12 protein-coding genes are annotated in these 14,562 nt (G+C 50.7%); 3 read left to right on the forward strand and 9 right to left on the reverse strand.

Going from position 1 to position 14,562, the window contains the following annotated elements; genetic code table 11:
- Positions 1-20: 20 nt before the first annotated feature.
- The 7 genes from ACYVAD_RS24915 to mnmH form a co-directional block, all read right to left on the reverse strand.
- A complete protein-coding gene (locus tag ACYVAD_RS24915) occupies positions 21-1,454 on the reverse strand; it encodes a serine hydrolase (protein ID WP_461142260.1) in 1,434 nt (477 codons plus the stop codon).
- Positions 1,451-1,834 (reverse strand): DUF3887 domain-containing protein, encoded by a 384-nt coding sequence (locus ACYVAD_RS24920; RefSeq protein ID WP_461142261.1) that lies wholly within the window; start codon positions 1,832-1,834, stop codon positions 1,451-1,453. The genes ACYVAD_RS24915 and ACYVAD_RS24920 overlap by 4 nt, the downstream gene beginning before the upstream one ends.
- A gap of 116 nt (positions 1,835-1,950) precedes the next feature.
- The gene (locus ACYVAD_RS24925; RefSeq protein ID WP_461142262.1) at positions 1,951-3,633 is read right to left on the reverse strand and encodes an OmpA family protein; all 1,683 of its coding nucleotides are present in this window, start codon (positions 3,631-3,633) and stop codon (positions 1,951-1,953) included.
- Between the two features lie 150 nt (positions 3,634-3,783).
- A complete protein-coding gene (locus ACYVAD_RS24930; RefSeq protein WP_461142263.1) occupies positions 3,784-6,078 on the reverse strand; it encodes an ATP-dependent helicase in 2,295 nt (764 codons plus the stop codon).
- Between the two features lie 149 nt (positions 6,079-6,227).
- Positions 6,228-8,459: a S41 family peptidase gene (locus tag ACYVAD_RS24935; protein ID WP_461142264.1), complete on the reverse strand. Its 2,232-nt coding sequence runs from the start codon at positions 8,457-8,459 to the stop codon at positions 6,228-6,230.
- A gap of 186 nt (positions 8,460-8,645) precedes the next feature.
- A complete protein-coding gene (gene selD / locus ACYVAD_RS24940) occupies positions 8,646-9,686 on the reverse strand; it encodes a selenide, water dikinase SelD (RefSeq protein WP_461142265.1) in 1,041 nt (346 codons plus the stop codon).
- A complete protein-coding gene (gene mnmH / locus ACYVAD_RS24945) occupies positions 9,667-10,743 on the reverse strand; it encodes a tRNA 2-selenouridine(34) synthase MnmH (protein ID WP_461142266.1) in 1,077 nt (358 codons plus the stop codon). Before mnmH ends, selD begins: the two co-directional genes overlap by 20 nt.
- Positions 10,744-10,901: 158 nt before the next feature.
- Between mnmH and ACYVAD_RS24950 the strand changes: the two genes are divergently transcribed.
- From ACYVAD_RS24950 to ACYVAD_RS24960, 3 genes are read left to right on the forward strand one after another with little or no spacing between them, the layout of a single operon-like run.
- The gene (locus tag ACYVAD_RS24950; protein ID WP_461142340.1) at positions 10,902-11,462 is read left to right on the forward strand and encodes an RNA polymerase sigma factor; all 561 of its coding nucleotides are present in this window, start codon (positions 10,902-10,904) and stop codon (positions 11,460-11,462) included.
- Between the two features lie 10 nt (positions 11,463-11,472).
- Positions 11,473-12,075, forward strand: coding sequence for a hypothetical protein (locus ACYVAD_RS24955; protein ID WP_461142267.1), 603 nt, complete (start codon positions 11,473-11,475; stop codon positions 12,073-12,075).
- Positions 12,059-13,111 (forward strand): hypothetical protein, encoded by a 1,053-nt coding sequence (locus tag ACYVAD_RS24960; protein ID WP_461142268.1) that lies wholly within the window; start codon positions 12,059-12,061, stop codon positions 13,109-13,111. Before ACYVAD_RS24955 ends, ACYVAD_RS24960 begins: the two co-directional genes overlap by 17 nt.
- Here the strand turns inward: ACYVAD_RS24960 and ACYVAD_RS24965 are convergent.
- Complete coding sequence (locus ACYVAD_RS24965; protein ID WP_461142269.1) at positions 13,104-13,598, reverse strand: cupin domain-containing protein; 495 nt, start codon at positions 13,596-13,598, stop codon at positions 13,104-13,106. The genes ACYVAD_RS24960 and ACYVAD_RS24965 overlap by 8 nt on opposite strands.
- Positions 13,599-13,684: 86 nt before the next feature.
- On the reverse strand, positions 13,685-14,446 hold the full coding sequence (gene tpiA / locus ACYVAD_RS24970; RefSeq protein ID WP_461142270.1) for a triose-phosphate isomerase: 762 nt from the start codon (positions 14,444-14,446) through the stop codon (positions 13,685-13,687).
- Positions 14,447-14,562: the final 116 nt, after the last annotated feature.

The raw sequence follows: 14,562 nt of genomic DNA on the forward strand, positions 1-14,562 counted from the left end.
CCACCGAATGAGCATTTGGTTCAAAGCCCAGCCGCTTTAATCAATCGACTGGCCACTTCGTCCGGCGAGTCGGCCTGGGCGTTGGCTAATACCACAATGCCGGTCTTCTTTACTGGATCAAATCCAACAAAACTCCGAAATCCCCCCGTTCCTCCATTGTGCCAGCGCCAGCCGGTTCGAGCGTTGATGTGCCAGCCCAGTCCAGTTGTTACGTGACCATTCTGATCGGTATAGGTTGGTGAGTGGGTAAGTTGAAGATCCGTTAACAAACCAGCCGGAGCTTTACCTAGATTAGCCTGCACGTATCGTAGCAGATCATCAACCGATGATCGGATTCCCCCCGCTCCCACCAGCGCCAGAAAATCCCAGTTGCTGACAGCCTGCTCACCGTTTCCATAGCCCTGGGCCATCTGTTTACCAGACGAAATATTGATTCCGGTGTTACGTAACCCTATCGGTTTAGCTATAATATCAGCCAACAACTGCTCGTACGATTTCCCTATTCGGCGGCATAGAACCGTACCCAGCAATCCCATGCCCAGATTTGAATAAGCGTATGCCACACCCGGTTTGTGGGTAAACGTAACCGCTTTCAGACAGGCAAACAGTTTCTGTTCACCGTACTGTGCGTAGGGATTTTGCGCATCAAACGTATGGCTAGCATCAAGATTTGCCGGTAAGCGTGGTAGGCCGGATGTATGGTTCGCCAGCATCTGTAACGTAACATCAACGTTCTCGTAACGTAATGGAGGGATAGAATCAGGCAGGTATTTGCTAACCGGGTCGTCTAATTTTACCAGCCCCCGCCGAACAGCATCGGCTAGTAAAGTCGCCGTAAACGTCTTGGAAACCGAACCTATCTCGAATAGTGTGCTCCCAGTTGGTATACTCTTGCTGCCGAGTTGGGTTTCGCCATATCCGTAGGTAAACAGGCTATCGTTACGCAGGATCCCAACACTTAAGCCAACCGCTTCGGGTTTGCTCATATAAATAGATACAACCGAATCCACCTGCTGGTCCATTGCACTACGCAGGACGTTATTGGTCAATATATCCTGACGAGTGCGAGTCGGCCTCTTTATCTGGCGAGCCGGTTGTAGAGCAATTGATGCGATTTTACGTTGGTCATCGAGTGCTAATAAGAAATCTAGTTTTCCGTTAGCGAAACGGGCTGGATAACGATACCCGTCCGCGGAAATCTTGGGGTCGCCCGTTGATTGCCAGCGCCCCAGCGTGGCAAAAGAATTAGCAATAAACTGACTGAATTGGTCGGCCGAAATGGCTCTTCTAAATCCGGCGTTCGTCAGCGCATAAATGCTGTCGGCTCGCTGAGCGTTGTAATGCATCCGGACCAAAACAGCCGTAGAATCGGTGGCTTGTCTGGCTGGTTGCGCAATGCTTATCAGGCTAGTCAGTAGCAGAATGGCTACCAGCGATCCACGACCAAGCCTCATTCTGTAATGGGTTTGAACAAGAAGGTGGCAATCTTGCCTTGCTTATCTGTGCTGATAAAGAAATCCAGGGCGGCTATGGCAAATGTAGCTTTATAGCGTCCTACGCCTTCCTGTACCATCCCCTTAGACTCAATTGATGTCCATTTGCCTAACTGGCCAGTAAGTTGTGAAGACACCTCTTTCATTTTTTCAGCTGAAATCTGCGCCTTGAACTCGTTTCCCATGAGCGCGTACAGCGAGTCAGGCTGATTATCGTTCAGGTACTTCTGCGACAACTTGGTCAGCGAATCCAGTTTAGGATCGGACGTAGGCGTCTTTGACTGGGCAACGGCCGAAAAAGCCAGCAAAACGAAGGCGAAAAGCAAAGGGAAGCGTTTCATGCTCTGTGTGTTAGTTTAAAGTAAAGCTAGCACACAGATTGTTCAGGTATTAAAGAAAACGAAATATAAGGCCACGGTATCTGCCAAACGGTAGCATGGTAGGATTAACGGCCAGCCTATTTCTGAATAATAACGAATTCAACCCGGCGGTTTTGCTGGCGCCCAGCGTCAGTATCATTCGTCGATACTGGTTTGCTCTCGCCAAAACCTTTACTCGCCACTCGGTCTGGCTCAATGCCTTTGCTGATGAAATATTCCCGAACCGCGTCGGCCCGATCCTGCGATAGTTTCGCATTGATTTCGTTAGAACCAGTGTTATCCGTGTGTCCCCGCACCTCAATCACCAGTTTAGGCATCTCGTTAAGAGTTGTCACCAGGCGGTCCAGTTCAGGACTGGATTCCGGTCGCAATTCAGATTTGCCGGTATCGAAGAAGATATTATTGATACGTACCGTACTCCCTTTTTCGATTGGAACCAGTTTCAACTCTTTTCCTTTGATTTCCTGGAAGCCCTTGGTCTGGGTTAGATCGACATTGTCGCCTTCGGCGATGAAGTTCTTTGCAATGGCACGCATGCCGTATTTCTGCCCATAGGGTAACACAATTTTGTATTCGCCTGTAATCGGATCGGACGTTGCCTCGCCGACTTCAGCACCATCGGAAAGGGTTTGGTACACGATACGGGCTTCGACGGGTTTTCCCGTCGTCTGATCAATCACCTTCCCACTAATCAATACGACGGGGTCAGGTTTGGTTGTTGCCGGAGCAGCAGCCAGATCCCCTTCACCGCCACCAACTCGACCAGGCTGGTTTGAAGGCTGGTCGTCCGTTAGCTTGACCCGAACAATATCGCCTTTACCAATCGTATTTTTGAAGGTTGTCAGATAGGCGTACTCGCCCGATGCTGATAATGAGTAGTAAGCATCGTAGCCATCCGTATTGACCGACGGCCCCAGATTAACGGGCTTCGACCAATGCTGCCAGGTTTTGTCGACCCGTTTGCAGACGTAAATGTCGTTGCTTCCTTGTCCGCCTTCGCGATCACTGGAAAAATAAAGTGTTGCCCCATCGGGCGCTAAAAAAGGCGTCGTTTCCGTAAACTTCGTATTCACCTCAGCACCAAGGCTGATTGGCTTGCTCCACGAACCGTCTTTCTGTCGGAAGCTGACGTAGATATCGTCCTCTTTGCTGTTTTTCTTTTCGCTGAATGCCATCAGCAGTACCTTCCCATCGGCCGACATAAACCCGCAGTCAAACTGACCTTTGCTCATATTGACGTAGCTGGGGATTTCCATCTTTTGCGGAGCCGACCAGCCGTTTGCCGTTCGTTTGCTGACCGAAAACCCACGGGTTTCGTAATTTCCGTTCGCGTAGGCCCCTTTCACCAGCATGGTATTCCCATCGGGCGTAATACTGTAAGCGCAGTTGTACTCGTCTTTGTTCAGTGGGAACCCCATCCGCTTGGCTGGTCCCCATTGATTGGTGGCATCCAGTTCTGAGTACCAGATATCCTGGCTACCCTTGTCGCCATGCGTATTGTTTGGATGACTGATCCGGGCAAAATACAACGTGCGCCCGTCCGGCGAGATCAGCGGGTTAATCTCATTGTATTCCGAGTTGACTTGATTCCCCAGGTTCTCTACCCGCGAGTTGCCAGCACTGGTAGTGGTACCCGACTGAGGTGCAGCCGGTTGCGCTGGATTAGCCTGCGTTACGTCGGTTTGGACGCTATTGGGCTGCGCGACAACAGTCAGGGTAGTGAAGACTAAACCAAAGGCAATCGCACAACGGGCATTCATGAATGATAGGTGTAAGTAATTACGCGTTTGTTGAGAAACGTTGACTGAGGCTGGTTTTGTATCCAACAGCACCGGCCTCAGTCCATTCAGTCTACACGGACCATAAATTACCCGTGGGATTCTTTCCGACTTACCAAACCAGAACAAACCTTAAGCGACCACCCGTAGCTTAGCGAAACTCAGCAGTAAAACTTTTTCGCCGGCATTATCGAATTGAATCGTCGCTTTCCGCTCAGTACCATTCACGTCGATTTTTTTAACCATACCAAAACCAAACTTAGCGTGCTCAACCCGCTGACCGGCAGCTAGATCGGCCGTGCTCGTCGGGGCAAAATCGGGCGAGGGGGTATGGGACGTAAGTGGTTGTGGCGCCTGCGAACGAGCCGTTTTCTGGGCCAATGACCGAACAAACGACATCGAGCCGGTCGACGTACTTTCGCTGCGATCCCGCTCGGGCCGGTCAAAGTCCATCCGGCTCGGCGCCGAACGTAGCTTCGATATCTTCAGATACTTCTGGTCAATTTCCATCAGGAACCGGCTGGGCTCGCACATTTTCAGGCGTCCGAAGTGATAACGAGACTCGGCATAGGACATCGTCAGCCGTTTTTCGGCGCGGGTGATCGCTACGTAAAACAGGCGTCGTTCTTCCTCCAGATCATTCCGGCTTTCGAGCATCATCTGGCTGGGGAATAAGTCCTCCTCCATCCCGACGATGTGCACATTCTTGAATTCCAAACCTTTAGCTGCGTGGATAGTCATCAACGTCACTTTGTCGTTGTCGCCATCGTCTTCCCGCTCATCGGCGGTTGTCAGCAGTGAGACCGATTGCAGGAACGCCCCCAGGCTCTTGTCTTCGTTGTCCGGATTATCGACGAACTCCTTAATGGCGTTCAGCAATTCCTGTACGTTCTCGTAACGGGCCAGTCCTTCGACGGTCTTGTCGTCGTACAGCTCTTTCAATAGACCCGATGCTTTCGCGATGTGCGAGGCCACTTCGAACGCGTCTTTCTGATCGAGCAACAACTTGAAACTCTTGATCAGGTCAGCGAAGCCTTCGATGGCAATCCCTGCCCGACCAGCGACGAACTTGCCAATGTCCGCTACAATTTCCCAGATGGAATCCTGCTGCTCGGCGGCAATGACACTCAGCTTGGCTATCGTCGTATCGCCAATCCCCCGTTTTGGCAGGTTGATGATTCGCTTGAACGCTTCCTCATCCTGCTGATTGACCGTAAAACGCAGGTAAGCAATCAGGTCCTTAATTTCTTTACGTTGGTAGAACGAAAGCCCCCCGATGATGCGGTACTTGATACTTACCTTCCGCAGGGCTTCTTCAAACGCCCGTGACTGGGCATTGGTCCGATACAGGATCGCAAAATCGTTGTTCGTCAGCGCACCATTTACCTTTGCTTCGAAAATAGCCGACGCGACCAGGCGCCCTTCTTCATTATCGGAAGATGCTTTAATGACGTCAATCAGCGGCCCGTCTTCGTTAGCGGTAAAAACGCTTTTTTCGAGTTGGTTTTTGTTCTTGGCAATGATCGAGTTTGCCGCCAGCACGATGTTTTTGGTTGAGCGGTAGTTCTGCTCCAGCTTGACAATCTTAACGTTCACCTTACCGTAGTCGCGCTGAAAGTTGAGGATGTTCTCAATGTTGGCTCCCCGGAAGGCGTAGATACTCTGGGCATCGTCGCCCACCACGCAGATATTCTGATGAACAGCCGCCAGCTTGCGGGTGATGAGATACTGCGAAATATTGGTATCCTGAAACTCATCGACCATCACGTGCTGAAACTTGTGCTGGTACTTGTTCAGAATATCCAGATGATCACGGAACAGGACGTTCGTATTGTATAGCAGGTCATCGAAGTCCATGGCATTAGCGGCAAAGCAACGAGCCGCGTACTGCTTGTAAAGCCGGCCGACGTGCGGCATCCGGGCCGCTTCATCGTCCGCCTGAATAACGGCGTTATTCAAGTAGTCTTCCGGACCAATCAGCCGGTTCTTAGCACCGGAAATTCGCCCGAAGACGCTATTGACGCGGTACACCTTGTCATCCAGACCCATTTCCTTGATGAGACTACGTAACAGCGACTTCGAGTCGTCGGTGTCGTAGATCGAGAAATTACTGGTATAGCCAAGGGCTTTGGCTTCGATACGTAAAATCTTGGCGAATACCGAGTGGAAGGTACCCATCCAAATGTTGCGGGCTTCGGTTCCTACTACCTTCTCGATCCGATGCCGCATCTCGCCAGCGGCTTTGTTGGTAAACGTCAGCGACAGAATCCGAAAGGGATCGACGCCACTTTCTATCAAATGCGCGATGCGGTAGGTCAACACGCGGGTTTTCCCCGATCCAGCACCGGCTATAATCATCAACGGGCCGTTTCCGTGCATGACGGCCTCCCGCTGTGGTTCATTCAATCCAGAAATATAATCAACCATCAGGTTTGCTTCTATCCTTCTATAACAACCAAAACTACAAAAAAATTTGGTGAAGGGCAGTCGTGTTCCGCCCGTAAAGCAGTGTATGAAAGCACTGCTTTACGGGCGTTCTGGTTCATTGTGGACTTACTGGTACTAGTTCATTTTGCTTAATTACCACCCCGAATAAGTGACACGGCTTTTTCGAGCAACTCATCCTTATTAGCTTGAATCCCTTTTCGAGTAGGGTGCATGTCAACATCGACGCCAACCCCAATACGCTGCGTTTCGCGACCGTCAGGATAGTTGACACCAATTCCGCTGATCATGGTGCTTAAGCCCCCCGGAAGCACAAAAGCAGATACGTTACCGTCGGCAGCGGCAGTAGTACTTCCCAGCACGAGGGCCCCGGGAGCCGCTCGAAATGCCATCGTGTGGTATTCAGCCGAACTTTGCGTCAATTCGTTAACCAGAATAATGACTTTACCCTTGTACGGGTTGTCAACTCCTCGCTGACCGACTTTTAACAGATTGCTCCAACTGAATAGGCCGGGGGTTTGGGTTGATCCAGCAGTAAACTTGACGAATGGAGTAGGCGGCATCAGGTATTTCCCTAAAGAAAACACGACAAAGTCGGAAGGATAGCAACGGAAATCAATAACCAATCCTTTGGTGCCGTTGAATCGCTGCATGATCTGCGGTAACTTATCGGCCTTGATATTGCCTAAAAACAGATACCCAACGTCGGGGTGTAGCAGTTGATAGCTGCTATCTTTTGGATAACTGCTGTAATCGATCTTGTTATCAAATGACGCCTGTCCCCATTTGTACCGACGGAGTTTAACAGTCATCGGTTGTCCATCACGATCAATTTCCAGACTGGCCGTAGGTGTATGGCCAGCAAGTAAACTACGGCTTATGTCCCGAAGCTGCGTTGGTTTATTGGAGGCCGGGTAGTAAGGCAGCCGCTTCTGCACCAGTGCTTCGGTCGACACGCCATCCAATGATTTGATTACGTCACCCCGCCGTAAACCCGATGCCGTACCGAGGGAATCGTTGTAATAGTTGCTGACGACGAACTGGTCTTCAACAAATCGCACCTGTACGGGCGCGTAATAGTCGCCCTTGTATTGATTCTGAATGATCTGGTCACCCCAAACGTTGGCGTGCGTATCGTGAATACGGCCAATAAGCTCGAGAGCCGCCAGTCGGTACGAGAGCGAATCGCGGGCGTTCACAAACTTAGGGATGAACTCCGGCAGCACCTTATTCCAGTCTTCGCCAATAAGATGCTTATACGGAAAAAAGTACTGAATAATATTCCAGAAGCGATAAAGCGACAAAAGCCGGTAACCCGCGTCAGGCGTCTTCATGTAAGAGTAAGCAGCCTCATGCTGAAATACCGGATTGCCAACCTGTGGCATCATACCGATATAGTACGATTTCTCCGACCGTTTTGCCTGCCGAATATTTTCCAGCTGAGTGCGTACCGACGCATCTAGGTCGCGGAACCAACCGTAATCGGGTTTGTGAACAGCATTGACAGTGTCTTTCTGCCCGGAGCGTGTTGCTTTTATCGTACCGAACGTCGTTAGCCAATTAAGTATGACAGTGTTTACGGCAGCGTTCGACGTTGCCGTCAGGAGTTTTGGCATGACCCGGAACAATTCCGCATCCATATTATGATTGCCCTCCGTAACCGACGGATGGTAGTATTTGACAAAGCCCCATACTTTACCCAGGAGGCTGAGGTCGTTTATTTGCTGCTTCGTCAGGGCAGTCAGTTCGACTCCTGATCCTTTGCGGAAAGTCGTATCGAGCTGCGCCTTATCAAGCTTAACAACCTTTGAGGGAGCTTTTTCGATGGGTTTATCATCAACGAGTATAGTGAAATCATCAAACCAGACCGTTCCCTTTCCTACTAGCAAGCCCCCCAAATGGATACTCCTGGCTTCGTCGGCAATGGACAACGTAACGGTATACGATTGCCAGTCGGTGGTTCCTTTGATTCCCCGACTTTGCATGTTGTCGAAAGCGAGCGCGTTGCCTTCTTCGTTATCAACGCGCACCCACAAACCAGCGAATGAATCGGGCGCAAGACCAACATCCTGGGTTTTGACAAAGCCGGTCAACGTAATATTCTTGCCAGCAAAGTTGACCGGTAAACTGATATGCGCGCCCGAAAAACCCGTTCCGGTCGTGTAAGCTATCTTGAGCGCCGACCGTCCATTATGCTTTACCGCTGAATCAAGAACGAAGGCATACGCATTGTTACCGCCAATACGGCTCCACCCCTTTGGCTGACCATTGGCCTCAGACTGCTCAAAATCGAGGTTTGGCTTTTGCGCGAAGAGTAAGAAATTAGATAGAACGAAGAGAGTTGATAGAACTAGCTTTATCATGACTGTCGGGGACGAATTGAACACGTTTTAAACGTCAGTAATGAACTAGTTCTACCTGTTTCAACAGGTCTGTTAGCTTTTTTTAACGTAATCCTCCGAACACTACAGCAGATATTCTGGCTTTGTACGGTACGAGGCTTTTGTTTTACACGACATGCTGCGTCACAAACGGCTTTAACTGCTTTCTCACCTAACCGTGATCAACGGACCGTTGGTCTGCGGTTGCAAATAACCCAGACTACGTAACGAATAGCCCTGTTCCTGTAGCTTGCTTTCGAAATCAGCCGTGCTGTCTTCGCTGACGGCAACGAGTAGGCCACCGCTGGTTTGAGGATCAGCCAGTACGTATTTCTGAAAATCGGTTAGAGGGCCAATTTTGTGGCCGTAGCTCGCCCAGTTCCGCTGGGTACCGCCGGGGATACAATTCTGATCCAGGTAATAGGGTACACTTTCAATAACCGGTACGTTGTTAAATTCAATCACCGCCGATAAGCCGCTTCCTTCGCACATTTCGCTCAGATGCCCCAGCAGGCCAAATCCCGTAACGTCAGTCATGGCTTTTACCCCTTCCATCTGGCCAAACGACTCGCCGAATTTGTTCAGTCGGGTCATGCTCTGCAAAGCAATTTCGGCGTCTTTTTCGCGCAGGAGACCGCGTTTCTGCGCCGTTGACAATACGCCAACGCCCAGGGCTTTGGTTAGATACAACTGACAGCCGGGTGTAGCCGTCGAGTTCTGCTTAAGCTGATCAATGCTAACCATTCCGTTGACCGCTAAGCCGAATACGGGCTCCGGGCAGTCGATGCTGTGCCCGCCAGCCAACGTAATACCCGCTTCCGCGCAGATCGACCGGGCACCTTCCAATACGCGTTGCGCTACGTCGGGCGGCAGTTTATCAATGGGCCAACCCAGAATGGCAATAGCCAACACTGGCTTCCCTCCCATTGCGTACACATCGCTAATGGCATTAGCTGACGCGATACGGCCAAAATCATAGGCATCGTCCACAATCGGCATAAAAAAGTCGGTAGTCGAGATCAGGGCTGTACCGTTACCCAAGTCCAGCACAGCCGCGTCGTCTCGCTTATCGTTACCGACCAGTAACCGCGCATCGGGCTGATACGTAATGGGGCTGTGTAGAATTTTATCCAGAATGGCTGGGCTAATTTTACAGCCACAGCCCGCGCCGTGCGAATATTGGGTAAGCTTAATAGGGATTGTTTCCATCAGGTTGAGAAATAGACTCGGCGACAGGCCTCGAGCTTGTTTTACTTAATTCAATCAATTTATGGGCATCAGCCGCCCGATCCTCACCACCAATTTCTAGTGGGAATACGGTATCACTTGACCGATGGTTCAGCGCCGTTCGGTACGTTTTGTCGTAGTAAACCAACACCAGTCGGACAAAATCAGCCATTCGATCGTCAAGAATAGCCTCAATTGTCTGTTTTGTTTGCAGAGGACCGAGTCGTTTCTGTATTCGTTGCGTGCTTGCAATCAGGAATTCTTTGTCCAGACGTCCGTATTCTTCGGCCAGATAACCAACCCGCTGTTCCAAATCAACGCGTATGTCGGCCATCGGTGCCTGCTGCATCTGTTGCCAGAACGGTTTAGGCACGAACAGCTTACCAATCATCAGGCTCTCATCCTCAACCCAGACAGTCTGCTCCTGATCCAGGCCGCTGAGTTGCTCGGCCAGGTTATTTTCGAACTGCTCCTGGCTTGGTTGAACCAGCTTGCCCATGCTGCCATAGGCTGATCCCTGATGCTGCGCCAGCTCTTCCAGATCGATCACCTGCTCCCGAAGAATAGTGAGTTGATACAGGAGTTTCGTTTTGCCCGAGCCGGTCATTCCGCCGATCACCCAGAGCGGGTATTTCTTCTCAAACCAGATTCGTACCCAGCCTCGGTAGGCCTTGTAACCCCCTTCGATCAGGTATACCTCAAACCCATACAGATTGAGCGCCCAGGCCATAGCGCCACTTCGCATACCACCCCGCCAGCAATGCAGAGCAATTCGTTTGTCAGGTGCCCACTCCAGTGCCTGTTTGATGAAACCCGACCATTTGGCACCGGTCAGATCGAATCCCAGCAGAATAGCCTGTTCGCGTCCGACCTGCTTGTAGGTAGTACCAACCTGAACGCGCTCCTCATTACTGAACAGCGGCAGGTTGACCGCTCCTGGTACGTGGCCATGCTCAAATTCGGCTGGCGTGCGAACATCTGCCAGCACAATCTGCTGTTTCAGCGCCCAGAAGTCAGCAACACTTATAGTTTTGATCATTAGTCTGAAAGGAACCGATTGCAAAAATCTTCTCGTTGAAGCAGCAGTCGACACGGCTTTTCCTCAATTTAGAAAAATCTTTGCGCACCGGTGCAACGTTTCTGTCGTAGCCACGTCTTTTGATTGATAATTTCCCAACCATCCAGGCCTTGACACTGTTGGAACCAACCCCTTACCCCGACCGGCACGCCGATCTGGTCAAACGCTGCCAGGCGGGCGAGCGACGGGCGCAGTATGAACTTTACCAACAGTACGTAAAGGCGATGTACAACGTCTGCCTACGGATTCTGAATCATGAGGCCGAAGCAGAGGACGTATTACAGGAAGCGTTTCTGGATGCGTTTAGCCACATCACTACGTTTCGGGGACAGAGTACGTTCGGGGCCTGGCTGAAACAAATTGTCGTGAATCGGGCCATCAATCATCTGCGGGGCCGGCGGCTGGTATTGACGGACCTGGAGGGGCAGCACTATGGCGACGATGACGGGCCGGACCTGGCCGACGAGGAACCGTACGACGAGGTCGGCGTACAACTGGAAGTTGATCGGGTGCGCCGGGCGATGCATCAACTTCCTGAAGGCTACCGTGTAGTTCTATCCCTTTATTTATTTGAAGGGTACGATCACGAAGAAATTGGTAACGTATTGAACATTAGTGAAACAACCTCAAGAACCCAGTATTTACGTGGAAAAAAACGTCTACTCGAATTATTAAAGTAAACAACAAACCATGAAGAAGGACAATCTTGAACGTTTCGTGCGCGACAACCGCGAAGCCTTCGACGCACATGAGCCACCCGATGCTCTCTGGGCGCGCCTGGAAGAGAAATTAGGTCCGGCACCCGCCAGTCCAGAGTCACCCTTTCGGGAGATTCACCGTCAGGCTACCGTAGCTGAGCAGTCAACTACGCCTAAAAACTGGTTCCGAGCAAACTGGCAGATAGCCGCGTCGATTGCCGTCTTACTGTTGGCTGGCACTTTCTTCTACGTCAACCAGCGATATGGCGTGTCGCAGCAGCCAGAATTAGCTGTCAGCAGTCCAGCTTACGCGAAAGAGGTGGTCTATTATACGCAGCTCATTGAGGAAAAGCGGACCGAGATCAAACAACTGTCGGAAACGAATCCGGCCTTATACGAGGAGTTTTCGACGGACTTAACCCGACTGGAACGCAATTATCAGACGCTGAAGGCCGAACTACCGCAGAATCCAAACCAGGAGACGCTGATTCAGGCCATGATTCAGAACTTACAGCTTCAGATTAACCTGTTGAATGAGCAACTACGCGTCATTCAGTGCATTAAACAACAAACTGCCCATGCGACTCCTGTTTAGCTGCCTGTTTTATTTAGCCCCGCTGCTGGTATTGGCAGAAGACCCGGTGGCGGGAGTTAGTGAACGTAAAAAGACAATTATTAAACTGTATGACGTCACTGCCAACGACGCCCTAAGCATCGACAATCAGTTTGGTCAGGTTTCTGTCGGGCTGTGGGATAAAAACGAAATCCGGGTTCAGATCACCATTTCGGCCAGTGCCAGCTCTGACGAGCGGACTCAGCAATTCATCGACGCCATCACGATCGAAGAAAAACGATCAGGGAATCAGATTCTTGTTCGTACGAACTTTAATCAAAACATAGCGTCGAACTGGAGTTTCAACCGCTGGAAAAACGGCGGTGATCGCAACTACGTCAAGATCGATTATACGGTAACTATGCCCCGCACCAACGCGCTGACCATCCGGAATAAATTTGGTAATACGCTGGTTTCAGACTTTCACGCGCCCCTAACCGTTTACAGCCGTTACGGCAACGTACAGGCGAATGAGTTAACCAGCCGGTTAACCGATATTGATGTAGCGTACGGGAACGCCAATATCAACTCCGTCGATCAAGCTAAGCTGGAGATGGCGTACGGGAAATTAGACCTGAACCGGGCCAACACGCTAACGCTGATTAACAAATTTGGGAAGATGCGGATTGGCGACATTGGTAAGTTGAATGCCAACATCGATTATGCCGACGCTGAGATCGGTACGTTACGCGAATCGGGTAAGATCGACGTCAGCTTTTCGGGCGGGTTCCGCATTGAACAACTCCCGGCTACCGTTAACAATCTGGATATTCGGTCATCGTATTCATCCGTAGCCCTACCCGTTGCCAGTGGTAATGATGTTGACTTCGACGTAACAGTTAGTTACGGTAATTTCAACCACTCATCCTCGCCCACATTCCATTTTACGTCTCAGCCAAATGACGGCAGTAGTAACCGGGGCCCAAGGCTGACGAAACAATACGTCGGTAAAGTAGGAAAAGGCACGGGTACGAAAGTACGAGTGGTGTCGAAATTCGGTAACGTAAGCTTCAAGTAAGCTGCTCGATCACAGCCCGGTGTTGAGGGAATTGGGCTAGTAACGTAGCGCGGTCAGCCAGTTCAAAATCAGCAAAATCAAAACCCGGAGCGACGGTACATCCCACCAATGAGAATGAAATACCTGGCGCTGGTTTCGAGCCAAACCAACAACCCGCTGGCACAACCGCCTGAAAGACTTGGCCATTCGCCAAATCTGGTCCGAGGTGAATAACGGACAGCTTTCCAACCGGGTTGATGACAAATACGTCCAGTGGTCCGCCGGCGTAAAAGTGCCAGACCTCATCGGCTTGAATTCGGTGCAAGGCTGATACGTGATGACTCTCTAGCAGAAAGTAGATCGCCGTGCTGAAAACTCGGTCGCCCATAAACCGGTTCGGTAATGCCGACGATGCGATGGTTTCACCCGACCGATACGTTTCCGCAAAGTAGCCCCCTTCCGGATGCGGCTGCATGGAAAGGGAATCGACGTAAAATTGAGAAGTCATAAGGTTTAAAGAGCGAAAATGCGAATGAGTGAAAGAGCGATTTTTGCGTCAGCTATTTTCACTCATTCGCACTTCCGCTCTTTGTATTAAGCTGCTTTTACTACCGTTGTAAACTCACGGGATTTGAGGGAGGCACCGCCGATCAGACCACCATCAACGTCAGGTTGCGAAAAAAGCTCCTGTGCATTTTTCTCATTAGCGCTACCACCGTACAGGATTGACGTGTCTTGAGCCACCTCATCGCCATACTGACCAGCAATGTGCTGACGTAGCTCGAAGTGCATATCCTGCGCCTGCGCCGACGACGCGGTCAGGCCAGTTCCGATGGCCCAGATGGGTTCGTAGGCAATCACAACGTTCGCAAACTGCTCTGCTGACAAATGGAACAGACTCTCCGTGATCTGATCTTTCACAAAGCCAACGTAATCACCATTTTCACGCAGATCGCGTGATTCACCGCAGCAGAAGATCGGCTTCAGACCGTTTTCTAAGGTGATATTTACTTTGTCAGCCAATTGCGCATTGGTTTCGCCAAAATACTGGCGACGCTCACTGTGTCCCAGAATGACGTACTCTACACCGATCGATTGCAGCATAGGAGCCGAAATTTCGCCGGTGTAAGCGCCTGACGCTTTCTCGTGGCAGTTCTGCGCGCCCAGCGCGATTTTACCGCCAGCAGGAACGTATTGCCGGAACGAGGTCAAATAGATAGCCGGTGGGCAAAGCACCACCTGCACATCACTCGTCACCTCATCCTTAATCATATTAACCACTTCCGACAGCAACGCTGTTGCTTCATCGGCCGTTTTGTTCATCTTCCAGTTACCGGCAACAATCTTCTTGCGCATACAACATCAATAAGGTGTTCAGAATCAATTTATCCAGCGTTACGATAGCTCCTTTAAACGCTATTTCCCGGCGAAATTAGGGCTTTTCCAGCGAACGGGCCTCTTTAGGAAAAGCT

This window comes from Spirosoma pomorum (genome assembly GCF_054776615.1).

Bases quoted from the DNA above. Each gene is read 5' to 3' on its own strand.
- ACYVAD_RS24915 (WP_461142260.1), bottom strand. From the start codon at position 1,454: ATGAGGCTTGGTCGTGGATCGCTGGTAGCCATTCTGCTACTGACTAGC.
- ACYVAD_RS24920 (WP_461142261.1), bottom strand. From the start codon at position 1,834: ATGAAACGCTTCCCTTTGCTTTTCGCCTTCGTTTTGCTGGCTTTTTCG.
- ACYVAD_RS24925 (WP_461142262.1), bottom strand. From the start codon at position 3,633: ATGAATGCCCGTTGTGCGATTGCCTTTGGTTTAGTCTTCACTACCCTG.
- ACYVAD_RS24930 (WP_461142263.1), bottom strand. From the start codon at position 6,078: ATGGTTGATTATATTTCTGGATTGAATGAACCACAGCGGGAGGCCGTC.
- ACYVAD_RS24935 (WP_461142264.1), bottom strand. From the start codon at position 8,459: ATGATAAAGCTAGTTCTATCAACTCTCTTCGTTCTATCTAATTTCTTA.
- selD (WP_461142265.1), bottom strand. From the start codon at position 9,686: ATGGAAACAATCCCTATTAAGCTTACCCAATATTCGCACGGCGCGGGC.
- mnmH (WP_461142266.1), bottom strand. From the start codon at position 10,743: ATGATCAAAACTATAAGTGTTGCTGACTTCTGGGCGCTGAAACAGCAG.
- ACYVAD_RS24955 (WP_461142267.1), top strand. From the start codon at position 11,473: ATGAAGAAGGACAATCTTGAACGTTTCGTGCGCGACAACCGCGAAGCC.
- ACYVAD_RS24960 (WP_461142268.1), top strand. From the start codon at position 12,059: ATGCGACTCCTGTTTAGCTGCCTGTTTTATTTAGCCCCGCTGCTGGTA.
- ACYVAD_RS24965 (WP_461142269.1), bottom strand. From the start codon at position 13,598: ATGACTTCTCAATTTTACGTCGATTCCCTTTCCATGCAGCCGCATCCG.
- tpiA (WP_461142270.1), bottom strand. From the start codon at position 14,446: ATGCGCAAGAAGATTGTTGCCGGTAACTGGAAGATGAACAAAACGGCC.